This window comes from Streptomyces sp. NPDC101776 (assembly GCF_044766845.1).
Lineage (GTDB): Bacteria > Actinomycetota > Actinomycetes > Streptomycetales > Streptomycetaceae > Streptomyces.
This window is the reverse complement of the sequence record NZ_JBIWMV010000001.1, coordinates 1111869-1130508: the sequence shown is the minus strand read 5'-3', so window position 1 is coordinate 1130508 and position 18640 is coordinate 1111869. Positions and strand designations below refer to the sequence as shown.

Annotated in this window: 19 protein-coding genes; 12 read left to right on the top strand and 7 right to left on the bottom strand. The window is 71.0% G+C overall.

The genetic code is table 11. The features are described from left to right. Positions 1-8: 8 nt before the first annotated feature. Positions 9-962: a ribose-phosphate diphosphokinase gene (locus tag ACIRRY_RS04905; protein ID WP_398995142.1), complete on the bottom strand. Its 954-nt coding sequence runs from the start codon at positions 960-962 to the stop codon at positions 9-11. A gap of 196 nt (positions 963-1158) precedes the next feature. On the opposite strand from ACIRRY_RS04905, the gene otr(A) reads away from it, so the two are divergent. The 4 genes from otr(A) (at position 1159) to ACIRRY_RS04885 (ending at position 5967) form a co-directional block, all read left to right on the top strand. Beyond that, entirely contained in the window at positions 1159-3018 is a 1860-nt protein-coding gene (gene otr(A), locus ACIRRY_RS04900; RefSeq protein WP_403967952.1) for a tetracycline resistance ribosomal protection protein Otr(A), read from the top strand. A gap of 254 nt (positions 3019-3272) precedes the next feature. Further along, positions 3273-3935, top strand: a complete 663-nt coding sequence (locus tag ACIRRY_RS04895; protein ID WP_403967950.1) for a DUF4230 domain-containing protein — start codon at positions 3273-3275, stop codon at positions 3933-3935. A gap of 41 nt (positions 3936-3976) precedes the next feature. Further along, entirely contained in the window at positions 3977-4573 is a 597-nt protein-coding gene (locus tag ACIRRY_RS04890; RefSeq protein ID WP_403968351.1) for a VanZ family protein, read from the top strand. 152 nt (positions 4574-4725) lie between these two features. Further along, positions 4726-5967, top strand: a complete 1242-nt coding sequence (locus tag ACIRRY_RS04885) for a ricin-type beta-trefoil lectin domain protein (RefSeq protein ID WP_403967948.1) — start codon at positions 4726-4728, stop codon at positions 5965-5967. Between the two features lie 46 nt (positions 5968-6013). Here ACIRRY_RS04885 and ACIRRY_RS04880 read toward each other — a convergent pair whose 3' ends face one another. Then, on the bottom strand, positions 6014-6250 hold the full coding sequence (locus tag ACIRRY_RS04880; protein ID WP_403967946.1) for a hypothetical protein: 237 nt from the start codon (positions 6248-6250) through the stop codon (positions 6014-6016). Positions 6251-6330: 80 nt separating this feature from the next. On the opposite strand from ACIRRY_RS04880, the gene ACIRRY_RS04875 reads away from it, so the two are divergent. Continuing rightward, complete coding sequence (locus tag ACIRRY_RS04875; protein WP_403967944.1) at positions 6331-7353, top strand: PHP domain-containing protein; 1023 nt, start codon at positions 6331-6333, stop codon at positions 7351-7353. Between the two features lie 193 nt (positions 7354-7546). Beyond that, positions 7547-8509: an SDR family NAD(P)-dependent oxidoreductase gene (locus tag ACIRRY_RS04870; protein WP_403967942.1), complete on the top strand. Its 963-nt coding sequence runs from the start codon at positions 7547-7549 to the stop codon at positions 8507-8509. Between the two features lie 70 nt (positions 8510-8579). Here ACIRRY_RS04870 and ACIRRY_RS04865 read toward each other — a convergent pair whose 3' ends face one another. Both ACIRRY_RS04865 and ACIRRY_RS04860 read right to left on the bottom strand, forming a co-directional pair. Further along, positions 8580-9869: an ROK family protein gene (locus ACIRRY_RS04865; protein ID WP_403967940.1), complete on the bottom strand. Its 1290-nt coding sequence runs from the start codon at positions 9867-9869 to the stop codon at positions 8580-8582. 66 nt (positions 9870-9935) lie between these two features. Further along, positions 9936-10901 carry a phosphotransferase family protein gene (locus ACIRRY_RS04860; RefSeq protein ID WP_403967938.1) on the bottom strand — a complete coding sequence of 322 codons (966 nt, stop codon included), beginning with the start codon at positions 10899-10901 and terminating at the stop codon, positions 9936-9938. Between the two features lie 103 nt (positions 10902-11004). Here ACIRRY_RS04860 and ACIRRY_RS04855 point away from each other — a divergent pair, with 103 nt between their 5' ends. Both ACIRRY_RS04855 and ACIRRY_RS04850 read left to right on the top strand, forming a co-directional pair. Beyond that, positions 11005-11604 (top strand): DinB family protein, encoded by a 600-nt coding sequence (locus tag ACIRRY_RS04855; RefSeq protein ID WP_403967936.1) that lies wholly within the window; start codon positions 11005-11007, stop codon positions 11602-11604. 74 nt (positions 11605-11678) lie between these two features. After that, positions 11679-12170, top strand: a complete 492-nt coding sequence (locus tag ACIRRY_RS04850) for a DUF6234 family protein (RefSeq protein ID WP_403967934.1) — start codon at positions 11679-11681, stop codon at positions 12168-12170. A gap of 113 nt (positions 12171-12283) precedes the next feature. Here the strand turns inward: ACIRRY_RS04850 and ACIRRY_RS04845 are convergent, their stop codons facing one another. Continuing rightward, a complete protein-coding gene (locus tag ACIRRY_RS04845) occupies positions 12284-13249 on the bottom strand; it encodes a DUF3626 domain-containing protein (protein ID WP_403967932.1) in 966 nt (321 codons plus the stop codon). 89 nt (positions 13250-13338) lie between these two features. On the opposite strand from ACIRRY_RS04845, the gene ACIRRY_RS04840 reads away from it, so the two are divergent. Further along, positions 13339-13833 (top strand): FBP domain-containing protein, encoded by a 495-nt coding sequence (locus tag ACIRRY_RS04840; RefSeq protein WP_403967930.1) that lies wholly within the window; start codon positions 13339-13341, stop codon positions 13831-13833. A gap of 2 nt (positions 13834-13835) precedes the next feature. Here the strand turns inward: ACIRRY_RS04840 and ACIRRY_RS04835 are convergent, their stop codons facing one another. Continuing rightward, the gene (locus ACIRRY_RS04835) at positions 13836-14837 is read right to left on the bottom strand and encodes a zinc-binding alcohol dehydrogenase family protein (RefSeq protein WP_403967928.1); all 1002 of its coding nucleotides are present in this window, start codon (positions 14835-14837) and stop codon (positions 13836-13838) included. Positions 14838-14987: 150 nt separating this feature from the next. Here ACIRRY_RS04835 and ACIRRY_RS04830 point away from each other — a divergent pair, with 150 nt between their 5' ends. Then, entirely contained in the window at positions 14988-15554 is a 567-nt protein-coding gene (locus ACIRRY_RS04830) for a CGNR zinc finger domain-containing protein (protein ID WP_403967926.1), read from the top strand. Positions 15555-15561: 7 nt separating this feature from the next. Here ACIRRY_RS04830 and ACIRRY_RS04825 read toward each other — a convergent pair whose 3' ends face one another. Beyond that, positions 15562-16155, bottom strand: coding sequence for a TIGR03086 family metal-binding protein (locus ACIRRY_RS04825; RefSeq protein WP_403967924.1), 594 nt, complete (start codon positions 16153-16155; stop codon positions 15562-15564). Between the two features lie 126 nt (positions 16156-16281). On the opposite strand from ACIRRY_RS04825, the gene ACIRRY_RS04820 reads away from it, so the two are divergent. Next, the gene (locus ACIRRY_RS04820; protein ID WP_403967922.1) at positions 16282-17535 is read left to right on the top strand and encodes an aromatic acid exporter family protein; all 1254 of its coding nucleotides are present in this window, start codon (positions 16282-16284) and stop codon (positions 17533-17535) included. A 54-nt stretch (positions 17536-17589) separates the two neighbouring features. Next, positions 17590-18621, top strand: coding sequence for a hypothetical protein (locus tag ACIRRY_RS04815; RefSeq protein ID WP_403967920.1), 1032 nt, complete (start codon positions 17590-17592; stop codon positions 18619-18621). The last annotated feature ends 19 nt before the right edge of the window (positions 18622-18640 follow it).

Here is an 18640-nt window from a genome sequence, read left to right as displayed (position 1 = left end):
CCTCATGTCTATTCGTTCGGCGGCGCGTCGAACAGGGCGCTGACGGACTCGCCGTTGTGAATGCGGCGCACGGCCTCGGCGAGCGCCGGGGCGATGGACAGGATGCGCAACTTCTCGGTGCGCTCCTCCTCGGGGACCGGCACCGTGTTGGTGCAGACGATCTCCAGTACGTCGGGCTGCTCCCCGATCCGCTTCAGCGCGCCCGCCGCGAACAGGCCGTGGGTACAGGCCACTCGGATCGAGCGGGGCCCCAACTCCCTCAGCCGGTCAAGGAGTTCGAGGACGGTGCTGCCCTTGGCGATCTCGTCGTCCAGGACGATGACGTCCCGGTCGGCGATGTCACCGATGACGGAGCTGATGACGACCCGGTCGTCCGCGTACCGCTGCTTGGCGCCGGCCGCGACCTGGGCGCCGATGAGCCGGGCGAACGCGGCGGCCTCCTTGGCGTTGCCGAGGTCCGGGGAGACGACGGTGGTGCGCGAGAGGTCGTACTGCCGGAAGTGCGCGGCGAGTTCGCGCAGCGCGTGCAGGTGGTCGACCGGTACCGAGAAGAAGCCGTGCACCTGCGGCGAGTGCAGGGTCATGGCCAGGACGCGGCTCGCGCCCGCCGCGACCATCAGATCGGCGACCAGCCGGCCGCCGAGCGAGATCCGCGGGGCGTCCTTCTTGTCGGAGCGGGCGTAGGAGTAGTGCGGCATGACGACGGTGATCCGCCCGGCGGAGGCGCCGCGCGCCGCGTCGCACATCAACAGCAGCTCCACCAGGTTCTCCTGGACCGGTTTGACGAGCGGCTGGATCAGGAAGACGTCCCGTTCCCGGCAGTTGGCCTGGAGCTGTACCTCCAGGCAGTCGTTGGCGAACCGGCTGACCCGGGTCGGGCTGAGCGGTACACCGAGATGCGCGCAGACCTCCCTGGCCAACTCGGGGTGGGCACTCCCGCTGAACACGGCGATGTCTCGCACGAACGGCTCCTCGCATGATCATTCCCGGCCGTGCCTCATGCTACTGACCCGGAAAACCGCTTGCGGACCCACCGGCAAGGGGCGCCATGATGGCCGCGTCCGTGCCCTCTCCCCGTCAGGAACCCTCACATGCGCCGACTCCTCGGAATCCACCGCCCTTCCCACTGGACGACGGTTCTTGAGGACTCGACCACGCATGCACACCCTGAACATCGGAATTCTGGCCCACGTCGACGCCGGTAAGACCAGCCTCACCGAGCGGCTGCTGTTCGACCACGGCGCGATCGACCGGCTCGGCAGCGTCGACGCGGGTGACACCCGTACGGACGACGGCGCGATCGAGCGGCAGCGCGGGATCACCATCCGCTCGGCCGTCGCCGCCTTCACCGTCGGCGACACCCAGATCAACCTGATCGACACCCCCGGCCACTCGGACTTCATCGCGGAGGTGGAGCGCGCCCTGGAGGTGCTCGACGGCGCGGTCCTGCTGCTGTCCGCCGTGGAGGGTGTCCAGGCGCAGACGCGGATCCTGATGCGGACCCTGCGGCGGCTCCGGCTGCCCACGCTCGTCTTCGTCAACAAGATCGACCGCGCGGGCGCCCGCGCGGACGACCTGTGTGCGGACATCCGGCGTCGACTGACCCCGCACGTCGTGCCGTTGACGGACGTGACCGGCCTCGGCACACCGAACGCCCGCGTGCTCCCCCGCCCGCCCGACGACCCGGACCTGGCCGAAGCCCTGGCCGACGTCGACCCGTCCGTCCTCGCGGCGGTGGTCGACGGCCCGCACCCCACCCCGGACGACCTCCGCAAGTCCCTCGCCATCCGCACCGCCGACGGCTCGATCCACCCCCTCCTCTTCGGCTCGGCCCTCGGCGGCCAGGGAATCCCCGAACTCGTCGAGAACTTGGTCCGGTTGATCCCGCCCGCACCACCCGGCCCGGGCACCCCTCGGGGCACGGTCTTCGCGGTACGCCCCGGCCCCGGCCGCGAACGAACGGCGTATCTGCGGCTCTACGACGGTGAGGTGGCCCCGCAGCAGCGGCTCACGTTCCGTCGCCACGGGGCGGACGGACGGACCGTCGAGGTCTCCGGGCGGGTCACACGGCTCGATGTGGTCGGCCGCGCGGGCCCGCTCACCGCCGGGAACATCGCGGCGCTGACCGGTCCGAGGGACCTCCGGGTCGGCGACCGGCTCGGCGAACTCACCGAGCGGGCACCGCAGTTCGCGCCGCCGACGCTGGAGACCGTCGTACGGTCGCGGCGGCCCGAGCAGGCCGCGGCGCTGCGCTCGGCGCTGCTGGCGCTGGCCGACCAGGACCCGCTGCTGCACGCGCGGCCGGCCGCTTCCGGGGCGACCGTGCTGCTGCTGTACGGCGAGGTCCAGAAGGAGGTGCTCGCGTCGACCCTCGTCCAGGACTTCGGCGTCGAGGCCGACTTCGAGCCGAGCCGGGTGCGGTTCCTGGAGCGCCCGGCCGGGACCGGTGAGGCCTGGGAGGAGCGGCCGTGGCACGACGGCACCCGTTACTGGGCCACGATCGGGCTGCGCGTCGAACCGGCGGGGCGCGGCTCGGGCGGGGTCTTCGGCTACGAGACCGAACTCGGCGCGCTCCCCCGCGCGTTCCACCAGGCCGTCGAGGACACGGTGCACGCGACCCTGCTCAGCGGGCTGCACGGCGCGCCCGTGACGGACTACCGGGTCACGCTCACCCGGTCCGGGTTCGTCGGCCCGCTCAGTACGGCGGCCGACTTCAGGGGTCTCACCCCGATCGTGCTGCGCCGGGCGCTGCGGCGGGCACGGACGCGGCTGTACGAGCCGTACGTCACGTTCGAGACGGAGGTCCCGTCGGCCGCGCTCGCTCCGGTGACCGCCCATCTCGCCTCCTGCCGCGCCGAGTTCACGGGGACGACGGGTGGCGTCGGCACCTGGCTGATCACCGGCGAGCTGCCCGCGCGCCGGGTGCGGGACGTGGAGACGGCGCTGCCGGGGCTCACGCACGGCGAGGGGACGTGGTGGTCGCGCCCGTCCGGTGACCGCGAACTGCGCCCGCACTGACGCCTGTTCGGGGTGGTCGGGGCCAGTGTCACGACATGGAACGGACCGTGCTCCGGATAGGTCACGAGACGCATGGGACGAAGCCGCCGGGAAATGTTGTAGGCGGTCGGCCGGTACGCCCGGCGGGCCGGAACTGTGACTTTTCACCCCTGTGCGCCCTCCGTGCCCCCGTCAGACGGACCGTTCGACCAACAGGTCGGTCTGACAGGGCATTTGGGGGGCATGCGCATACCGAGGAAGGGAGGGCCGTCCCCATGACGACTTCCATCAGCCGTATAAACCGGCGTATGCCGGGCTGGGCGAAGGTGCTCACCGCCGTCGTCGTTGTCATCGCCGTGCTGTTCGCCGGGCTCCGGTTGGCCGTACTCCCGGGGCTGCGGGACATCTTCGGCACCGAGACCCATGACCGTTCGGGTCCGGCTCTGCTCAAGTCCATTCAGGACATGAGCCGTTACGACGCGGCCTCCGGCAACTTCCAGGTCGTGGTGGACCTGGAGAAGGACGCCAAGTTCCTGCCCGACGCGATCCGCGGCACCCGCACGCTGTACGTCGGCGCGGGCACCGTGGAGGGCTATGTCGACCTGGGCAAGCTGGGCAAGCAGGACGTGACGGTCAACGCGGACCGCACGACGGCCAGCATCAAGCTGCCGAAGGCTACGCTCGGCAAGCCGGCGCTGGACCCGGACCACTCCTACACGGTCTCCAAGCAGCGCGGTCTGCTGGACCGGCTGGGCGACATCTTCTCCGACAACCCCAACAGCGAGCAGGCCGTGCAGAAGCTCGCCTCCAAGCACATCGCCGAGGCGGCGAAGACCAGCGGCCTGACCACGCGTGCCGAGACCAACACCACCAACATGCTCAAGGGTCTCCTCGGCTCGCTCGGCTTCAAGACCGTGACCATCTCGTACAGCGCCTGACCGGACGCTGCTGAACCATGGAAAAACTGGAGGCCCCCCGCATGGCCCGTACCGTCTCGCGCCTGCGCTCCGCCAAGAAGTCGGAGGCCGAGTCGAAGCCGACCCGCCCCGATCGCGGACGCCATCGAATGTCCCTCCCCGTGCGCCTGTTCGCGATGCTGATCGGGTTCATCCTCATGGTGGGCTTCGCCGTCGTCCTGGCCAAGCTCACCCTGGAACCGTCCCCCGCGTCCAAGGCGCTCGTGCACACCAATCTGCACCCGGGCCGCTCCCTGAAGGCCTATCTCGACCAGCCGGCCATGCGGGACGCCATCAAGCAGATCGGCGGGAACGTGGTGCTCGGCATCCCGTTCGGGGTGCTGGTGCCCGTGTTCGCGCCACGGGCACGCGGCATCCTGAAGGTGCTGCTGCTGACGGCGACGGTGATGCTCCTGGTGGAGTTCGCGCAGGGCGCGCTGATCACCGGGCGGGCCTTCGACATCGACGACGTCATCCTCAACACCTCGGGCGCGCTGATCGGTTGGGTCCTGCTGGGGCGCCGGCTCGGCCGGGCGGTGCACGCGCGGAAGCCCGCCGCGAAGGCGGCAAGGACACCAAAGGCAGCGAAGGCGTCCAAAGCGCCGAAGGCCACTTCGTAACGATCAGCTACTGGCCCTAACGTTCAACTACTGGTCCGTACCAAGGTATTGACGCTCTCCTTATCTCACTCCTTAAATCAAGAGGCGACGCTTTCACCCCCCACCTCAGTCGGCGTGTCGGTCCCCACGTCCGCCGTACAGAAGGGAATGCCGTGGCCTCCCCACGCGTACTCCGCAGATGCCTCTTCGCCGCCCTGTCCGCCGCACTGATCGCGTCCGCCGCGATCGGTCCGGCGCGGGCGGCTTCCACGTCGGACGCCCAGGCCGACGCCGTCACGTTCTCCGACACCTTCGACGGGGCCGCCGGCAGTGCCGTCAACTCCTCGCGGTGGACACAGGAGACCGGCGACAACGTCAACAACCACGAGCGCGAGTACTACACGTCCGGCACCAACAACGCGGCCCTGGACGGCCAGGGCCATCTGGTGATCACGGCCAAGAAGGAGAACCCGGCCAACTACCAGTGCTGGTACGGGACTTGTCAGTACACCTCGGCGCGGCTGAACACCTCCGGGAAGTTCAGCGCGCAGTACGGGCATGTCGAGGCGCGGATGAAGATCCCGCGCGGGCAGGGCATGTGGCCCGCGTTCTGGATGCTCGGCACCGACATCGGCTCGGTCGGCTGGCCCAACTCGGGTGAGATCGACGTCATGGAGAACGTCGGCTTCGAACCCTCCACGATCCACGGCACGATCCACGGCCCCGGCTACTCCGGCGCCAACGGGATCGGCGCCGGCTACACGCTGGCGAACGGCGCGGCCTTCGCCGACGCCTACCACACCTTCGCCGTCGACTGGGCGCCCAACTCGATCAAGTGGTCGGTCGACGGGGTCGTCTACCAGACCCGCACCCCCGCCGACGTGGGCGGCAACACCTGGGCGTTCAACAAGCCGTTCTTCCTGATCCTCAACCTCGCGGTCGGCGGCGACTGGCCGGGCGACCCGAACAGCGCCACGGCCTTCCCGGCCCAACTGCTGGTGGACTCGGTCTCGGTGACCACGAGCGACACGGCCACCGGCGTGGCGATCAAGGGCCTGGCCGGCAAGTGCGTGGACGTCAACGGGGCGAGCTCCGCCAACGGGACGGCCATACAGCTCTACGACTGCAACGGCTCCGCCGCCCAGCAGTGGACGGTGGGCTCCGACGGCACGATCCGCGCGCTCGGCAAGTGCCTGGACGTGAACGCCGGCGGCACCGCGGACGGCACCAAGGTCCAGCTCTACGACTGCAACGGCTCCGCCGCGCAGAAGTGGGCCGTCAGCTCGGCGAACGACATCGTCAACCCACAGGCCAACAAGTGCCTGGACGTGACCGGCAACAACTCCGCCAACGGCACACCACTCCAGATCTGGACCTGCTCGGGCGGCGCCAACCAGAAGTGGACGGTCGGCTGAGCCCGTAGTGCCTCATGCCTGGTGCCCAGCGCCCAGCGCCCAGTGCCTAGTGTGGCAACCAGGTGAGCTTGTCCCCGCCGACCCAACGGACCACGTCCGGGTCGTCCAGGTCGCGGACCGTGATCCCGCACACGGCCGCGACCTGGAGCACGTCGGTGATCCCGGTGGCCTCGCAGACCATCTCCCCGTCGATCTCCACGATGCGGAACGGCGGGGTGCCCGGCTGCACCTTGAGCACCATGATCCGTGGGGTCGAGATGTGCGGGCTGGCGATTTCGGTCATGCAATAGAGCCTAGAACGCATCACGCGGTCGCGAGCGGTCCAAGGCGCCTGACCAGGGGCCCCTCGCGGGAGGAGGCTCGATGGATCCCCTGCAGGCACTGGACCGGATCGCCTTCCTGTTGGAACGCTCCCTGGCCCCGACCTACCGCGTACGCGCCTTCCGTACGGCGGCCAGGGTCCTCGCGGCGCTCCCCGAAGGCGAGGTCGCCTCACGCGCGGCGGCCGGGACGCTGGAGTCCCTCAAGGGCATCGGCCCGAAGACCGCGCAGGTGGCCGCAGAGGCCCTCGCCGGGCGGGTCCCCGCCTATCTGGAGCAACTGGAGGCCGAGGCCCCGGCGCCGTCCGGCCCCGGCGGCCAAGAGCTCCGGGCCCTGCTGCGCGGCGACTGCCACCTCCACTCCGACTGGTCGGACGGCGGCAGCCCGATCGAGGAGGTGGGCCGTACGGCGGCCCTGCTCGGCCACGAGTGGGCGGTGCTGACCGACCACTCGCCCCGGCTGACCGTGGCCCGCGGGCTGTCCCCGGAGCGGCTGCGCGAGCAGTTGGACGTGGTGGCCGCGCTGAACGGCACTTGGGCGCCCTTCCGGCTGCTCACCGGCATCGAGTGCGACATCCTCGACGACGGCTCGCTGGACCAGGAACCGGAGCTCCTCGACCGGCTCGACGTGGTGGTGGTCTCCGTGCACTCGAAGCTGCGCATGGACGCCCGCGCCATGACCCGCCGCATGGTGGCCGCCGTACGGAATCCGCACGCGGACATCCTCGGGCACTGCACCGGGCGGCTGCTGATCGGACGGAACGGGGGTGGTGCGCGGCCGGAGTCGGAGTTCGACGCGGACGAGGTGTTCGCCGCGTGTGCCGAGTCGGGTACGGCCGTGGAGATCAACAGCCGTCCGGAGCGGCTGGACCCGCCGAGGCGGCTGCTGCGGAAGGCCGTGGACGCCGGGGTGCTGTTCTCGATCGACACCGACGCGCACGCGCCCGGGCAGCTCGACTGGCAGATCAACGGCTGTGCGCGGGCGGAGGAGTGCGGGGTGCCCGCCGAACGGGTGGTCACCACCTGGCCGATGGACCGGCTACTGGAGTGGACCAATGGCGCGTGATGCACATCACCGCGTGTCGAGGCTTAACCAGGAACACCCGTCGACAGTCGCCCGTTGAAGGGAGTGTGGGTACGCCCACCACCTGGCCGCCCCGGCCGTGATTCCCCCGTCGCGGTCGGGGCTTCTCCATGTCCGGGCCCGCTCGGCCGCTCCGCTTGACTTCGAGCGCACTTCAATTCGTAGCGTTTCCCTCATGACCACTGCACAGCACAAGATCGGTTCGGGGTTCGGCGAGAAGAGCACCGCGGACGACGTCCTGACGGGCCTCGACCTCGGCGGAAAGCTCGCGATCGTCACCGGCGGCTACTCGGGCCTCGGCCTGGAGGCCACCCGCGCGCTCACCAAGGCGGGTGCCCGGGTGGTCGTCCCCGCCCGCCGGGCCGACGCCGCCCGCGAGGCCGTGGCCGGGCTGCCCGGCGTCGAGGTGGACGAGCTGGACCTCGGCGACCTGGAGAGCGTGCGCGGCTTCGCCGAGCGGTTCCTCGGCTCCGGCCGGGGCATCGACTTCATGATCGACAACGCCGGGATCATGGCCTGCCCCGAGACCCGGGTCGGGCCCGGCTGGGAGGCGCAGTTCGCCACCAACCACCTCGGTCACTTCGCCCTCGTCAACCGGCTCTGGCCCGCCATCGAGCCGGGCGGCGCGCGCGTGGTCTCGGTGTCCTCGCGCGCCCACCATTTCTCCGGGATGCGCTGGGACGACGTCCAGTGGAGCCACGGCTACGACAAGTGGGAGGCGTACGGCCAGGCGAAGACCGCGAACGTCCTGTTCACGGTCCACCTCGACCGGCTCGCCGCCGACCGTGGTGTACGGGCCTTCGCGCTCCACCCCGGCGGCATCATCACCCCGCTGCAGCGCCATCTCCCCAAGGCGGAGATGGTCGAGCGCGGCTGGATCAACGAGGAGGGCAACCCGCTCAACCCGGAGGGCTTCAAGACCCCTCGGCAGGGCGCGGCCACCGAGGTGTGGGCGGCGACCTCGCCCCAACTGGACGGCATGGGCGGCGTCTACCTGGAGGACTGCGACATCGCCGAGCCGGCTCCCGCCGACGGCGAGCGCGTGGGCGTCAAGTCCTGGGCGACCGACCCGGAGCAGGCGGCACGTCTGTGGAAGCTGTCCGCCGAACTAACCGGCGTGGACGCGTTCGCCGGTTAGAGCCGAACACAGCCTCATGGGCACAGCCTCACCGAGGCAGCCTGTGAGCATCTCTCAGTGCCCCGTCGCCTCAGTGCGGGGCGCGCTCCTCAAGTGCCGTGCGCCAGGCGGGTGGTGGGCCCTCGGGCTCGGGTTCGGCACGCCGGCCGCCGCGGGCGAAGAAGTCGGCGAGCGGAAGGATCGCGGCGCCGACGGTGACCGCGTCGGGGCCGAGGAGGCCCAGCTCGATGGTCACGCGTCCGGCGGGGTGGCGCAGCGCGTAGGCGGTGGCGTGGTGGCGTACGGCCGGCAGGAAGCGGGAGCCGAGCTGGAGTCCGGCCCAGCCGCCGATGAGGATGCGCTCGGGCTGGAAGAGGTTGATCAGGTCGGACAGTCCTGCGCCGAGGTATTCGGCGGTCTCCTCCAGGACGGCGAGCGCCACGGGGTCGGCCTCGGTGCCCGCGGGCGGATAGGCGGCGACCAGCAGCGCGGTCATCGCGGTCTCCTCGTCGGTGCCCTCGGGCGGACGGCCGCCCTGCTCGCGCCAGCGGTCCAGCAGCGACTCGGCACCCGCGTACGCCTCCAGACAGCCCAGGGCGCCGCAGCGGCACCGGCGGCCACGGACCCGTACGGTCAGATGCCCCCACTCGACGGCCCTGCCGTGCTCCACCTCGGGGGTCACCAGACAGGCGCCGACGCCGGAGCCGAAAAGGACGACGATCGCGTTGCGCGCGCCGCGCCCGCCGCCGAACCACATCTCCGCCTGGCCCAGGGTCTTGGCGCCGTTGTCGATGAAGTACGGGACGGCGTCGGGGAGTTGGGAGGTGGAGCGGAGCAACTCCTCCAGCGGGACCGCGTCCCAGCCGATCGTCTGGCCGTGCACGACGGCGCCGCGCTCGGGGGTGTGCTCGACTATGCCGGGGACGCCGATGCCGACGCCGAGAAGTTGTCCGGGTGCGATGTCGGCGGCGGCGAGGACTTCGGCTATGCCGTCGCGGATGTGGCCGACGATGACCTCGACCTCGTAGCGCTGCTGCTCCAACGGGCGTTCGGCGCGGGCGAGTTCGGTGAGGGTGAGGTCGAACAGCTCGACGCGGACCCGGGTCTCGCCGACGTCGACGCCGATCATGTGGCCGCTGTGCGGGGCGACTTGGAGCAGGGTGCGGGGACGGCCGCCGTCGGAGTCGACGCTGCCGGCCTCCTCGACCAGGCCGTCGGTGACGAGGTCCGCGACGACGTTGCTCACCGAGCCGGAGCTGAGTCCGGTCACCGGGCCCAGTTCGAAGCGGCTGAGGGGTCCGTCGAAGTACAGCCGTTGCAGCACGGCCGTGCGGTTGGCCCGCCTCAGGTCGCGTACCGTGCGCCCGTTCCGCCCCGCCATGTGGCTCCCTCCGAACCCTGCACCCTCTTAATTCACGCCCTGAACTAAGGGGCGGTGGGATGCACCCTACGTGGTGGAAGCCGTCTCGTCGATCTCTCCGAGGGCGGCGAGCAGCTCGGGGGCGACCCGTTCCCGCCGCCAGCGGTTCTCTTCCTCGCCGAACTCCCGGGGGACCGCCTCGGTGAGCATGATCAGGTAGAGGTAGCTGCGGTAGAGCGCGTAGCGGAGGCGGGCCGACCGGTCGAACTCGACCCGGCCTCCGGCCTCCCGGTACCCCGCGAGGAACGGCTCGTCCGTCCTGATGTCCCCGAGCAGCGCGAGGGAGACGAAGTCGGCGAGGGGGTCGCCCCAGAACATGCGCTCGCCGTCGATGAGACCGCCGATCCGGGGTGTGCCGCTCGTGCGGTCGACCAGGATGTTGCCCTGCCACAGGTCGAAGTGGACGGCGCTGGGGACGGTGACCTCGTCCAGGGCGTCGTGGGCGGAGCGTGCCGTGCGGGCGATGTCGTCGGCGGGGAGCGGCAGCCAGGCCTCGTATCGGCGGCTGTCGTCGAGGACCGCGTCGTAGAGCGTGGTGAACGCGGTGCGCCAGTCGGGGGCGAGAGGGCCGAGGGCGCCGGAGGGGTAGCCGAAGCCGGGGCCGGTGATCTCGTGCAGACGGGCGAGCTGTCGGCCCAACTCCGTTCGCAGGGCGGTGACTTCGGCGTCCGTGAGGGAGTCGTCCCAGGGTTCGCCCGGGCAGAGCGTCATCAGGAGGGTGTCGCCGTCGAGGACCACGACACGCGGCGCCGCGACCCCGGCCTTGGCGGCGGCGCCGTAGAAGTCGGCCTCGGAGACGAGCAGTTGGCGCTCGTGGGACAGGCCGGGGGCGGTGGGCGCGGTCTTGAGGACGTAGCGGCTGCCGTCGGTGAGGGTGAGTTCCTCGACGGTGTTGTAGGTGCCGCCGCCCATCGGGCGGAGCTGAGCGAGGTCGCCGGGCGGGATGCCCGCCGCACCGAGTACCTGCCGGGCTCGCTCCCAGGATTCCGTCACCGTGCGCCCACCTCTCCCTCTCGGCCGGCCGGCAGCGTACACGTCGGGTTGTCGCCCCAGCCGTGGAACCCGATTGTCAGTGCTGACTGCAAGACTGCCCGGCATGATCGAACCGAATCCGAAGGCGGACCTTCTCCGTTACCTGCAGGACGGGCGCGACGCGCTGTTGTGGAAGCTCGACGGGCTCTCGGAATACGACGTCCGCCGCCCGCTGACCCCCACGGGCACGAACCTGCTGGGGTTGGTCAAACACATTGCCAGCGTAGAGCTGGGGTACCTCGGTGACACGTTCGGGCGGCCCTTCTTCAAGGACGATGTGCCGTCCTGGTGGTACACGGAGGAGTCGGAACCCAACTCGGACATGTGGGCCACGGCAGACCAGTCGCGCGAAGAGATCATCGAGCTGTACCACCAGGCGTGGGAGCACTCCGACAGCACGATCGCGACGCTGCCGCTCGACGCGATCGGTCACGTCCCGTGGTGGCCGGAGGAACGCCGGGAAGTGACGCTGCACCACATCGTGGTGCGCGTGATCACCGATACCCAGCGGCACACCGGCCACGCCGACATCGTGCGCGAGCTCATCGACGGGAGCGTCGGGTGTTTGAAGGGCAACGAGAACATGCACGAAGGCGATCGCGCTTGGTGGGAGAACTACCGGCGCCGGCTGGAGCGCGTGGCGCGGGAAGTCGGTGACAGCTGAGCCCGCACTGCAGAGCGGTCGAACTGAGTGCGCGTACTCATGCGTGCCCCCGACCGGCCCGACAGGGTGGGCCCATGACGCACTTACTGCCCGAACGGCCGGATCGGCGCAGCAGATGGCCGTGGTCGAACAGGACCTCGCGCCCGTCGGACATCGGCGCAGCCGTCTTCCTGTTCTTCTGCGAGATCCCCGTGATCGTCTGGAAGGTCTTCGGCGACGGGATGACGGTCTGGGCGGCGCAGGGGGACCAGGACAGGATCGACGAGGCGAACCTCGCGAGCATCGCCTGGACACAGCAGTTCCTCTACGTCGCGCTCGCCCTGGTCGGGCTCGCCGCGGTGTCCCGTGCCCCCTGGACGGTGGTGTCGCAACTCCTGGTCGCCGGCCTCCTGGGCGCCATGCTCACGAGCACACAGCACACAGCACACGTACGACCTCCAACATCCCGCCCCGCGCCCACCCCGACCGTCCACTACACGCCCTGCCTCAGCGGCAGCGGCAGCGGCAGCGGCAGCGGCAGCGGCAGCGGCAGCGGCAGCGGCAGCGGCAGCGGCAAGTGTCACTGAGCAGCCTGATGGTGCTGTACGGCGTGACACAACCGCACCCTGATGGCGTTCGACCGGGCGGCTGCGTCACCGGTCGCGCTGTCCTGTGTCGGTACTGAACCGGCCTTCCGCGCCTATGCACTTGGGGTGCCGACGCCGGAGGTGTGGCCGTCGGCGCCCGCCCCGGTCGTCGACTCGGCGCAGGCCGCCCCCGCCCCCTCCGGCGCCCCGAAGCGCGCGAGGGTGTGCCACACCATCTTCAGGTCCTGGAGTGCGTAGCGGCCGGTGCGTGCCGCGTCGCCGATGACATGCGGGTCGACGACACCGCGCTCGGCGATACGGGCGCCCAGGTCGGCGTACTCCTGCCCCCGATAGTCCGCGTGCCACCTCAACTCGCCCACGGTGAGGCGGTATCCGGGGTGCCATTCGACGGGGCAGGGCAGGCGGCGGGCGGCGGTCTCGACGGGGGTGCCGCGGTAGCTCGCGTCCAGGACGAGGGCCTCGGTGTCCCCGGCGAGGACGACGCCTCCGTGCACCTGGGTCTCGATGTAGTCGTTCAGGGCGTCCTGTTCGCCGGCCTCGGCGAGTGCGATCAGGGCCATGCCGGAGGCGACACCGAAGTCGGTCGGTTCGGCCGCGCTGTCGGGGTAGCAGAAGGTCGCGCGGGCGAGGGCCGCACCGGTCAGCCGGAAGTGCGAGGAGCCGAACCTCGGTGCGGCGCCGACGAGTTGGCGTCTGAAGTTCAGCGCACCGTACACCGGTCGCTCGGGCGCGGGCGCCTCGTCGTAGGCGCCCGCGAAGATACGGCTCTCCCAGCGCCAACGGTCGCCGCCTTGACGCGCGGTGAGGCCTCCGTTGCTGGTACCGGTGACGAACTGCGAGTGGTAAGCGCCGTCTTGGGCCAGCGCGTCGAGTATCGGGCGACCGGTCGCCGTACGGTCGGGGTGGAAGTTCAGCGTGATGCGCAGGCCCGGATCGACGGCCGGGCCGGACGAGCACTCCGCCACATGTCGCAACGCCCGCACCTGTCTTGGCCCGAGGCCGCCGACGCCCTCAACTCCCTCGACGCCCTCAGCTCCCTCGACGTCCTCGAAATCCATTGGCTCCCCCACCGCTCGCCTCACTACCCTGAGCCGAAACCTAGACCCCCTAGGTTTCGGAAACGGACCTCACCCCAGGAGCCCCTCCCATGAGATCACTCACCGAGCACGACATCCGCGACTCATTTGTCAACTGCTCGAAGGGCGAGGCGAAACGGCTGGCGATCCCTCGCGATCTCGACGCCCGCCCCTGGGACGACCTCGACTTCCTGGGCTGGCGCGATCCCGGGGCGCCCGACCGCAGTTATCTGGTCGCGGAGCGGGCGGACGGGCCGATCGGGGTGACGCTGAGGTTCCCGTCCGCACGGCGCGGCTTCCTGCACCGGAGCATGTGTTCCCTGTGCGTGACGACCCACCCGGGCGGCGGAGTCTCCCTGATGACCGCGCGCAAGGCGGGGCCGGCAGGGCGGGAGGGCAACTCGGTCGGCCTGTACATGTGCACCGATCTCGCCTGCTCGCTCTATGTGCGCGGCCGGAAGATCCCCGAGTCGGGCATCCGCATCGAGGAGAGCCTCACCGTGGAGCAGCAGATCGACCGGACGGTGGGCCATCTGACCGCGTTCCTCAACAAGTTGTACGTCTGACGTCAGTCCCCCGGCACCGCGATCACGATCTTGCCCCGGTTGTCCCGGCGCTCCAGCCGCTCGTGCGCGGCGCGCGCCTCCGCGAGGGGTACGACGGTCTCGATCGGCACACGGTACGTGCCGGCGGCGACCCGCTCGGCGAGTTCACGCAGGTCCGCGCGGGGGTCGTAGCCGCCGTGGATCTGGAGGTTGGTGAGCTGGAAGCCGAGGATCGACGCGTTCTTCGGGTAGAAGTCGCGGGTGTCGACGGTGCTCGGCTCCAGGGCGACATTGGCGAGGGCGACGACCCGGCCGCCGTGCCCGATCTCGCGCAGGCTGCGCCCGAAGGCCCGGCCGCCGACGGTGTCGAGGACGACGTCCGCGCCCCGTCCGTCGGTGAGCCGCAGCACCTCGTCTACCTCGGCGTCATCGGGGTGTGCCGAGGTGTCGAGGGTGGCGTGGGCGCCGAACTCCCCGGCCCAGGCGGCCTTTTCGGGTGACCCGGCGAGAGCGATGACACGGGCGCCGGTCTCGGCCGCGATCTGCACGGCCGCGCTGCCGACCCCGCTCGCGGCGGCCTTCACGAGCACCGTGTCGTCCTTGGTGACATGGGCGAGGCGTCGCAGGCAGTACCAGGCCGACAGCCAGGCGACGGGCAGCCCCGCCGCGTGCGTCAGATCCACCCCGTCGGGCAGGACGGCGACCTGCGTGGCCGGCACGGCCGCCAACTCGGCATAGAAACCGGGTGAGTTCACGCCGTCGAGGGCCACCACCCGCTGCCCGACCGTGAATCCGGTGACACCCTCCCCCAGCGCGGCGACGGTACCGGCGCCTTCCACGCCCGGGATCAGCGGCGGCTTTCCCGCCCGGTGGTAGTTCCCTGACCTGACCAGGGCGTCCGCGCGGTTCACGCCCGCCGCGGCGACCCGCACCAGGACCTGCCCGGGACCCGCGACCGGGTCGGGCACCTCGACCGGTACCAGCACCTCGGGCCCGCCGAACTCGTCGATCCGTACCGCACGCATACCGCACCCGCTCCCTGTCCTGACCGGCGAATCCGGCCGACACCTGTTGAACTGGTGTCACCATGCGACACCCGACGAACCGGTGTCAAGGCCGGCCGACGCCCCCTTGTACACCGCATGAACCGGTGTACGAGAGGTAAGCTGGCTGTCATGACCCAACCGCCCGTCTTTCCGTTCATCGGCGGACGCCCGTGCCTGAACTTCGTGGCGACGCTCGGCAAACGGCACGGCACCCCCCTGGAGCGGCTTCCTGATCCGACGGCCCTGGCCGCGTGGATCACGGAGGCGGAGTTGTCGGCGGCCACCGAGCCGGTGCGGGTCACGGCCCGGGAGCTGACCGACGCGCGCACTCTGCGCGAGGCGCTCTACCGCGTCGTACGGGACGCGATGGCCGGGCGGGAACCGGCGGCGGCCGATGTCGAGCGGGTCAACGAGGCCGCCGCGCGCCCGGATCTCGCGCCCCAACTGGGCGAGCGGCGCTGGAAGTCGGCACATCCGGCGCGCGCGGCGCTGGCGACGGTGGCCCGGGACGGCGTGCTGCTGGTGGGCAGTTCACTGCTGGAGCGGGTCAAGGAGTGCGAGAACCCGGAGTGTTCACTGCTGTTCCTCGACGACTCGCAGGCCCGCCGCCGCCGTTGGTGCTCGATGGACCGCTGCGGCAACCTCGCGAAGATCGCGGGCTATCGATCGCGCAGCCGGGCCGTCGTGACCGAATGAGGATGGGTCAGGAGGCGGCCGGCGTCCAGTGCGGGTCGCGGCCGAGGAAGGCGAGGAGTGCCTCGACCCTGTCGTAGTCGTCCCTCGCATCGAGCGCGGGGGCGAACACCCGGTAGGCGTCCCGGAGTTGGTCGACCAGCCGGTCCGCGGCCGGCCAGATCCCTTCCGCCAGCTCCGCTCCCAGCGGCCGGTTCTGCCCCGTCGCCACCGCGATGTCCCAGGCGTGCACGGCCGCGTCCATGGCGGCCGTCGCCGCCGCGAGCGGGAGGGGCATCGGGCCCAGCGGCGTCGGCACCTGGTCGGCGTCGGCGGGCAGTTGGGCATAGCCGTCGGCCACCGCGCGCAGCACCTTGTCGAGTTCGGCGACCGGGTCCCCGGCCAGGGCGTCCGCAGGGTGGAAGGGGTCGGAGTCGGGCCGGTCGCCGGTGAGGACGAGGCCGTAGGCCTGCTGATCGATGCGGGCGTGGTTGAGGACCTGGCGGACCGTCCACTCGCTGCACGGCGTCGGCGCCGCCCAGGCGCTGTCGGGCACGGCGACGACGACCTCGCGCAGGTAGTCGTGCGAGCGGGTCAGTACCTCGATGCCTTGGATGTTCGTCATGAACGTTCCCCTCCGCTTCGTCCTGTCCGATGATGACAATCTAGGAGGCCTTGCGGACAGTTCCGGTCCTCAATGCGCACGCTGATGCGCACGTTCAGCACATCGGTGAGAGGGAATAGGCCAAGGATGCGAGATGTCCGTGAGTGGACCGCGCCACTGGTGCGGTTCGTGGGGCGGCACCGGGACCCGGTGGTCGTCCAGACGCTGCGGTCGGCGACCGCGGCGACGGTCGCGTACGTCGTCGCACTGCGGCTGAGCCCCGAGCCCGCGCCGCTGACCGCTCCCCTGACCGCGCTCCTCGTCGTCCAGGTCACCCTCTACGCCACGCTCACCAACGGCATCCGCCGCGTGAACGCCGTGGTCGCGGGCGTCCTCGTCGCCATCGCCTTCAGTCTGCTGGTCGGTCTGACCTGGTGGAGCCTGGCGCTGCTGATCGTGGCCTCACTGGTCGTCGGGCGGCTGGTCAAAGTTGATGAGTACGTGCCCGAGGTGGCGATCAGCGCGATGCTGGTCCTCGGGGTCACCACGGTCGGGAACACGGCCTGGGCGCGGGTGGTGGAGACGCTGATCGGCGCGGTCGTCGGGCTCGCCTGCAATCTGCTGCTGGCTCCCCCGGTGTGGGTGGACGAGGCCGGCGAGTCCATCGAGGGCCTGGCCCGTCGGCTGCGGCGGCTGATGCGGCGCATGGGCGAGGAGGCGGCGGGCCGCACGCCCGTCGACCACGCCACCGCGCGGCTGCACGAGGCGCGCCGGCTCGACCACGACATCATCGAGGTGGACGCGGCCCTACGGCAGGCCGAGGACAGCCTGCGGCTCAATCCGCGCGTACGGGAGGGACTGCTGCACCGGGTCGTACTGCGGACCGGCCTGGACACCCTGGAGATCTGCACGGTCGTGCTCCGCGTCCTCGCCCGCACCTTCACCGACCTGGCGAAACAGCGCGACCCCGAGCCGCTGTTCGCACCGCCGACGGGCGCGGCCGTAGAACAACTGCTGTCCGAGATCGGTGACGCCGTGGTCAGTTTCGCGGTGCTGGTGACCACCGATGTGACGGTGAGCGCCGAGTCCGCGGAGTCACGGCTCACCGCGGAGCTGCACACGGCCGCCGCGACCCGCGACAAGCTGGCCCAGTTGCTCCTGGAGGAGGTCCAGCGCGACGCGGCCCAGTGGCAACTGCTGGGCGCCATGCTGACCGAGGTCAACCGCATGCTCGACGAGCTGGACACCGAGCACCGCTCGCGCCGGCTGCTGGAGGAACTCGACCGGTGCGCCGGTGAGCAGCGCCGACGCATGCCGTGGCCGACCTGGCTGCGGGAGCGGGTCGGCGTACCGGAGCGGCTGCGCAGGAACCGGGACGGGGGCGCCGATCGTTCTAGGTGACGGAGTCACCTGGGGGCGGGCCGCCTCCGGCAGCACAGCGACGGGGGCGGGCACATGGCCGACAGCGGCGTACGGACCGACGGGAACACCTTGCGGCTGCCCGGTGGGGTGGCGGTGCGGTTCATCCGCACGCTGCGGCTGCCGGAGACCGGCACCCATCCGTTGCCACCGGGGCTCGGCGAGTTCCCGGCCCGCCGGGTCGCGGACTTCCCGGACACGGTGCCCGAGGACTGGCGGGCACGGGGCGGCGTGATGCTGCCGGTGTATCTGCGCGAGGCGATGTGGCTGAGCTTCGGGGGCACGGCCGAGCCGGCCGCCCTCCAGGTCGGGGTGGGCAAGGTGTGCGCGGTCTCGGGGAAGCCGTGGAGCGACCGGCTGTCCCGCGACCCGCAGAACTACGTCGTGCTTCCGCGTCAGCCCTGGCTCGACGGCATCAACTCCGGCAAGGGGACGGTCCGCCAGTTCGTGGCGGTCCCGCTGGGTCTCGGCGCGACGGTCGAGGGCCAGGTCACGGGCGAGGAGGTGTGGGGCGGCGTCCAGCTCCAGTCCTTCCCGCTCAATGAGCGGGAGTTGGCGAAGTGGCGTGAGGCGGAGCGGCGTCGCTCGGAGCGGGCCCGCGCGATCACGCTGCCGCCCGGCGGCTTCGGCATGCCCGCCATGCCGATGGCCGCGCAGGCCCCCGCGCGCAGCGCTCCGGCGAGTGCTCCCCGGATGGGTCTCGGTGTCGGCGGTTCGATGCGCCAGGAGGTCTACGCGGACGACCGCCCGCTGACGTCCTGGGCGAAGGAGCCCGCCGGGCGGGTCTTCGTGCACCTGGTGACACCCCCGGAGTGGCGCCGCATCACCGGCGAGGAGCCGCCGCCGTCGCCGGTGGACCGCGCCGCGTACACCCGGGCGGGCCTCCCCTGGTTCGACTACTACGACCAGGACGCCGAGGATCTCGCCCCCACCGACACCCTGGGGACGGTGCAACCGGTCGGCGACTGGCTGGGCGACGACCACGAACCCTGGCAGCAGCCCACACCAGGACAGGTGCAGCCCCTCAAGGACGCGCACGGCAAGCCGGTGGAGGACGGCGACTGGTGAGCCACCAGCCCATTGCACC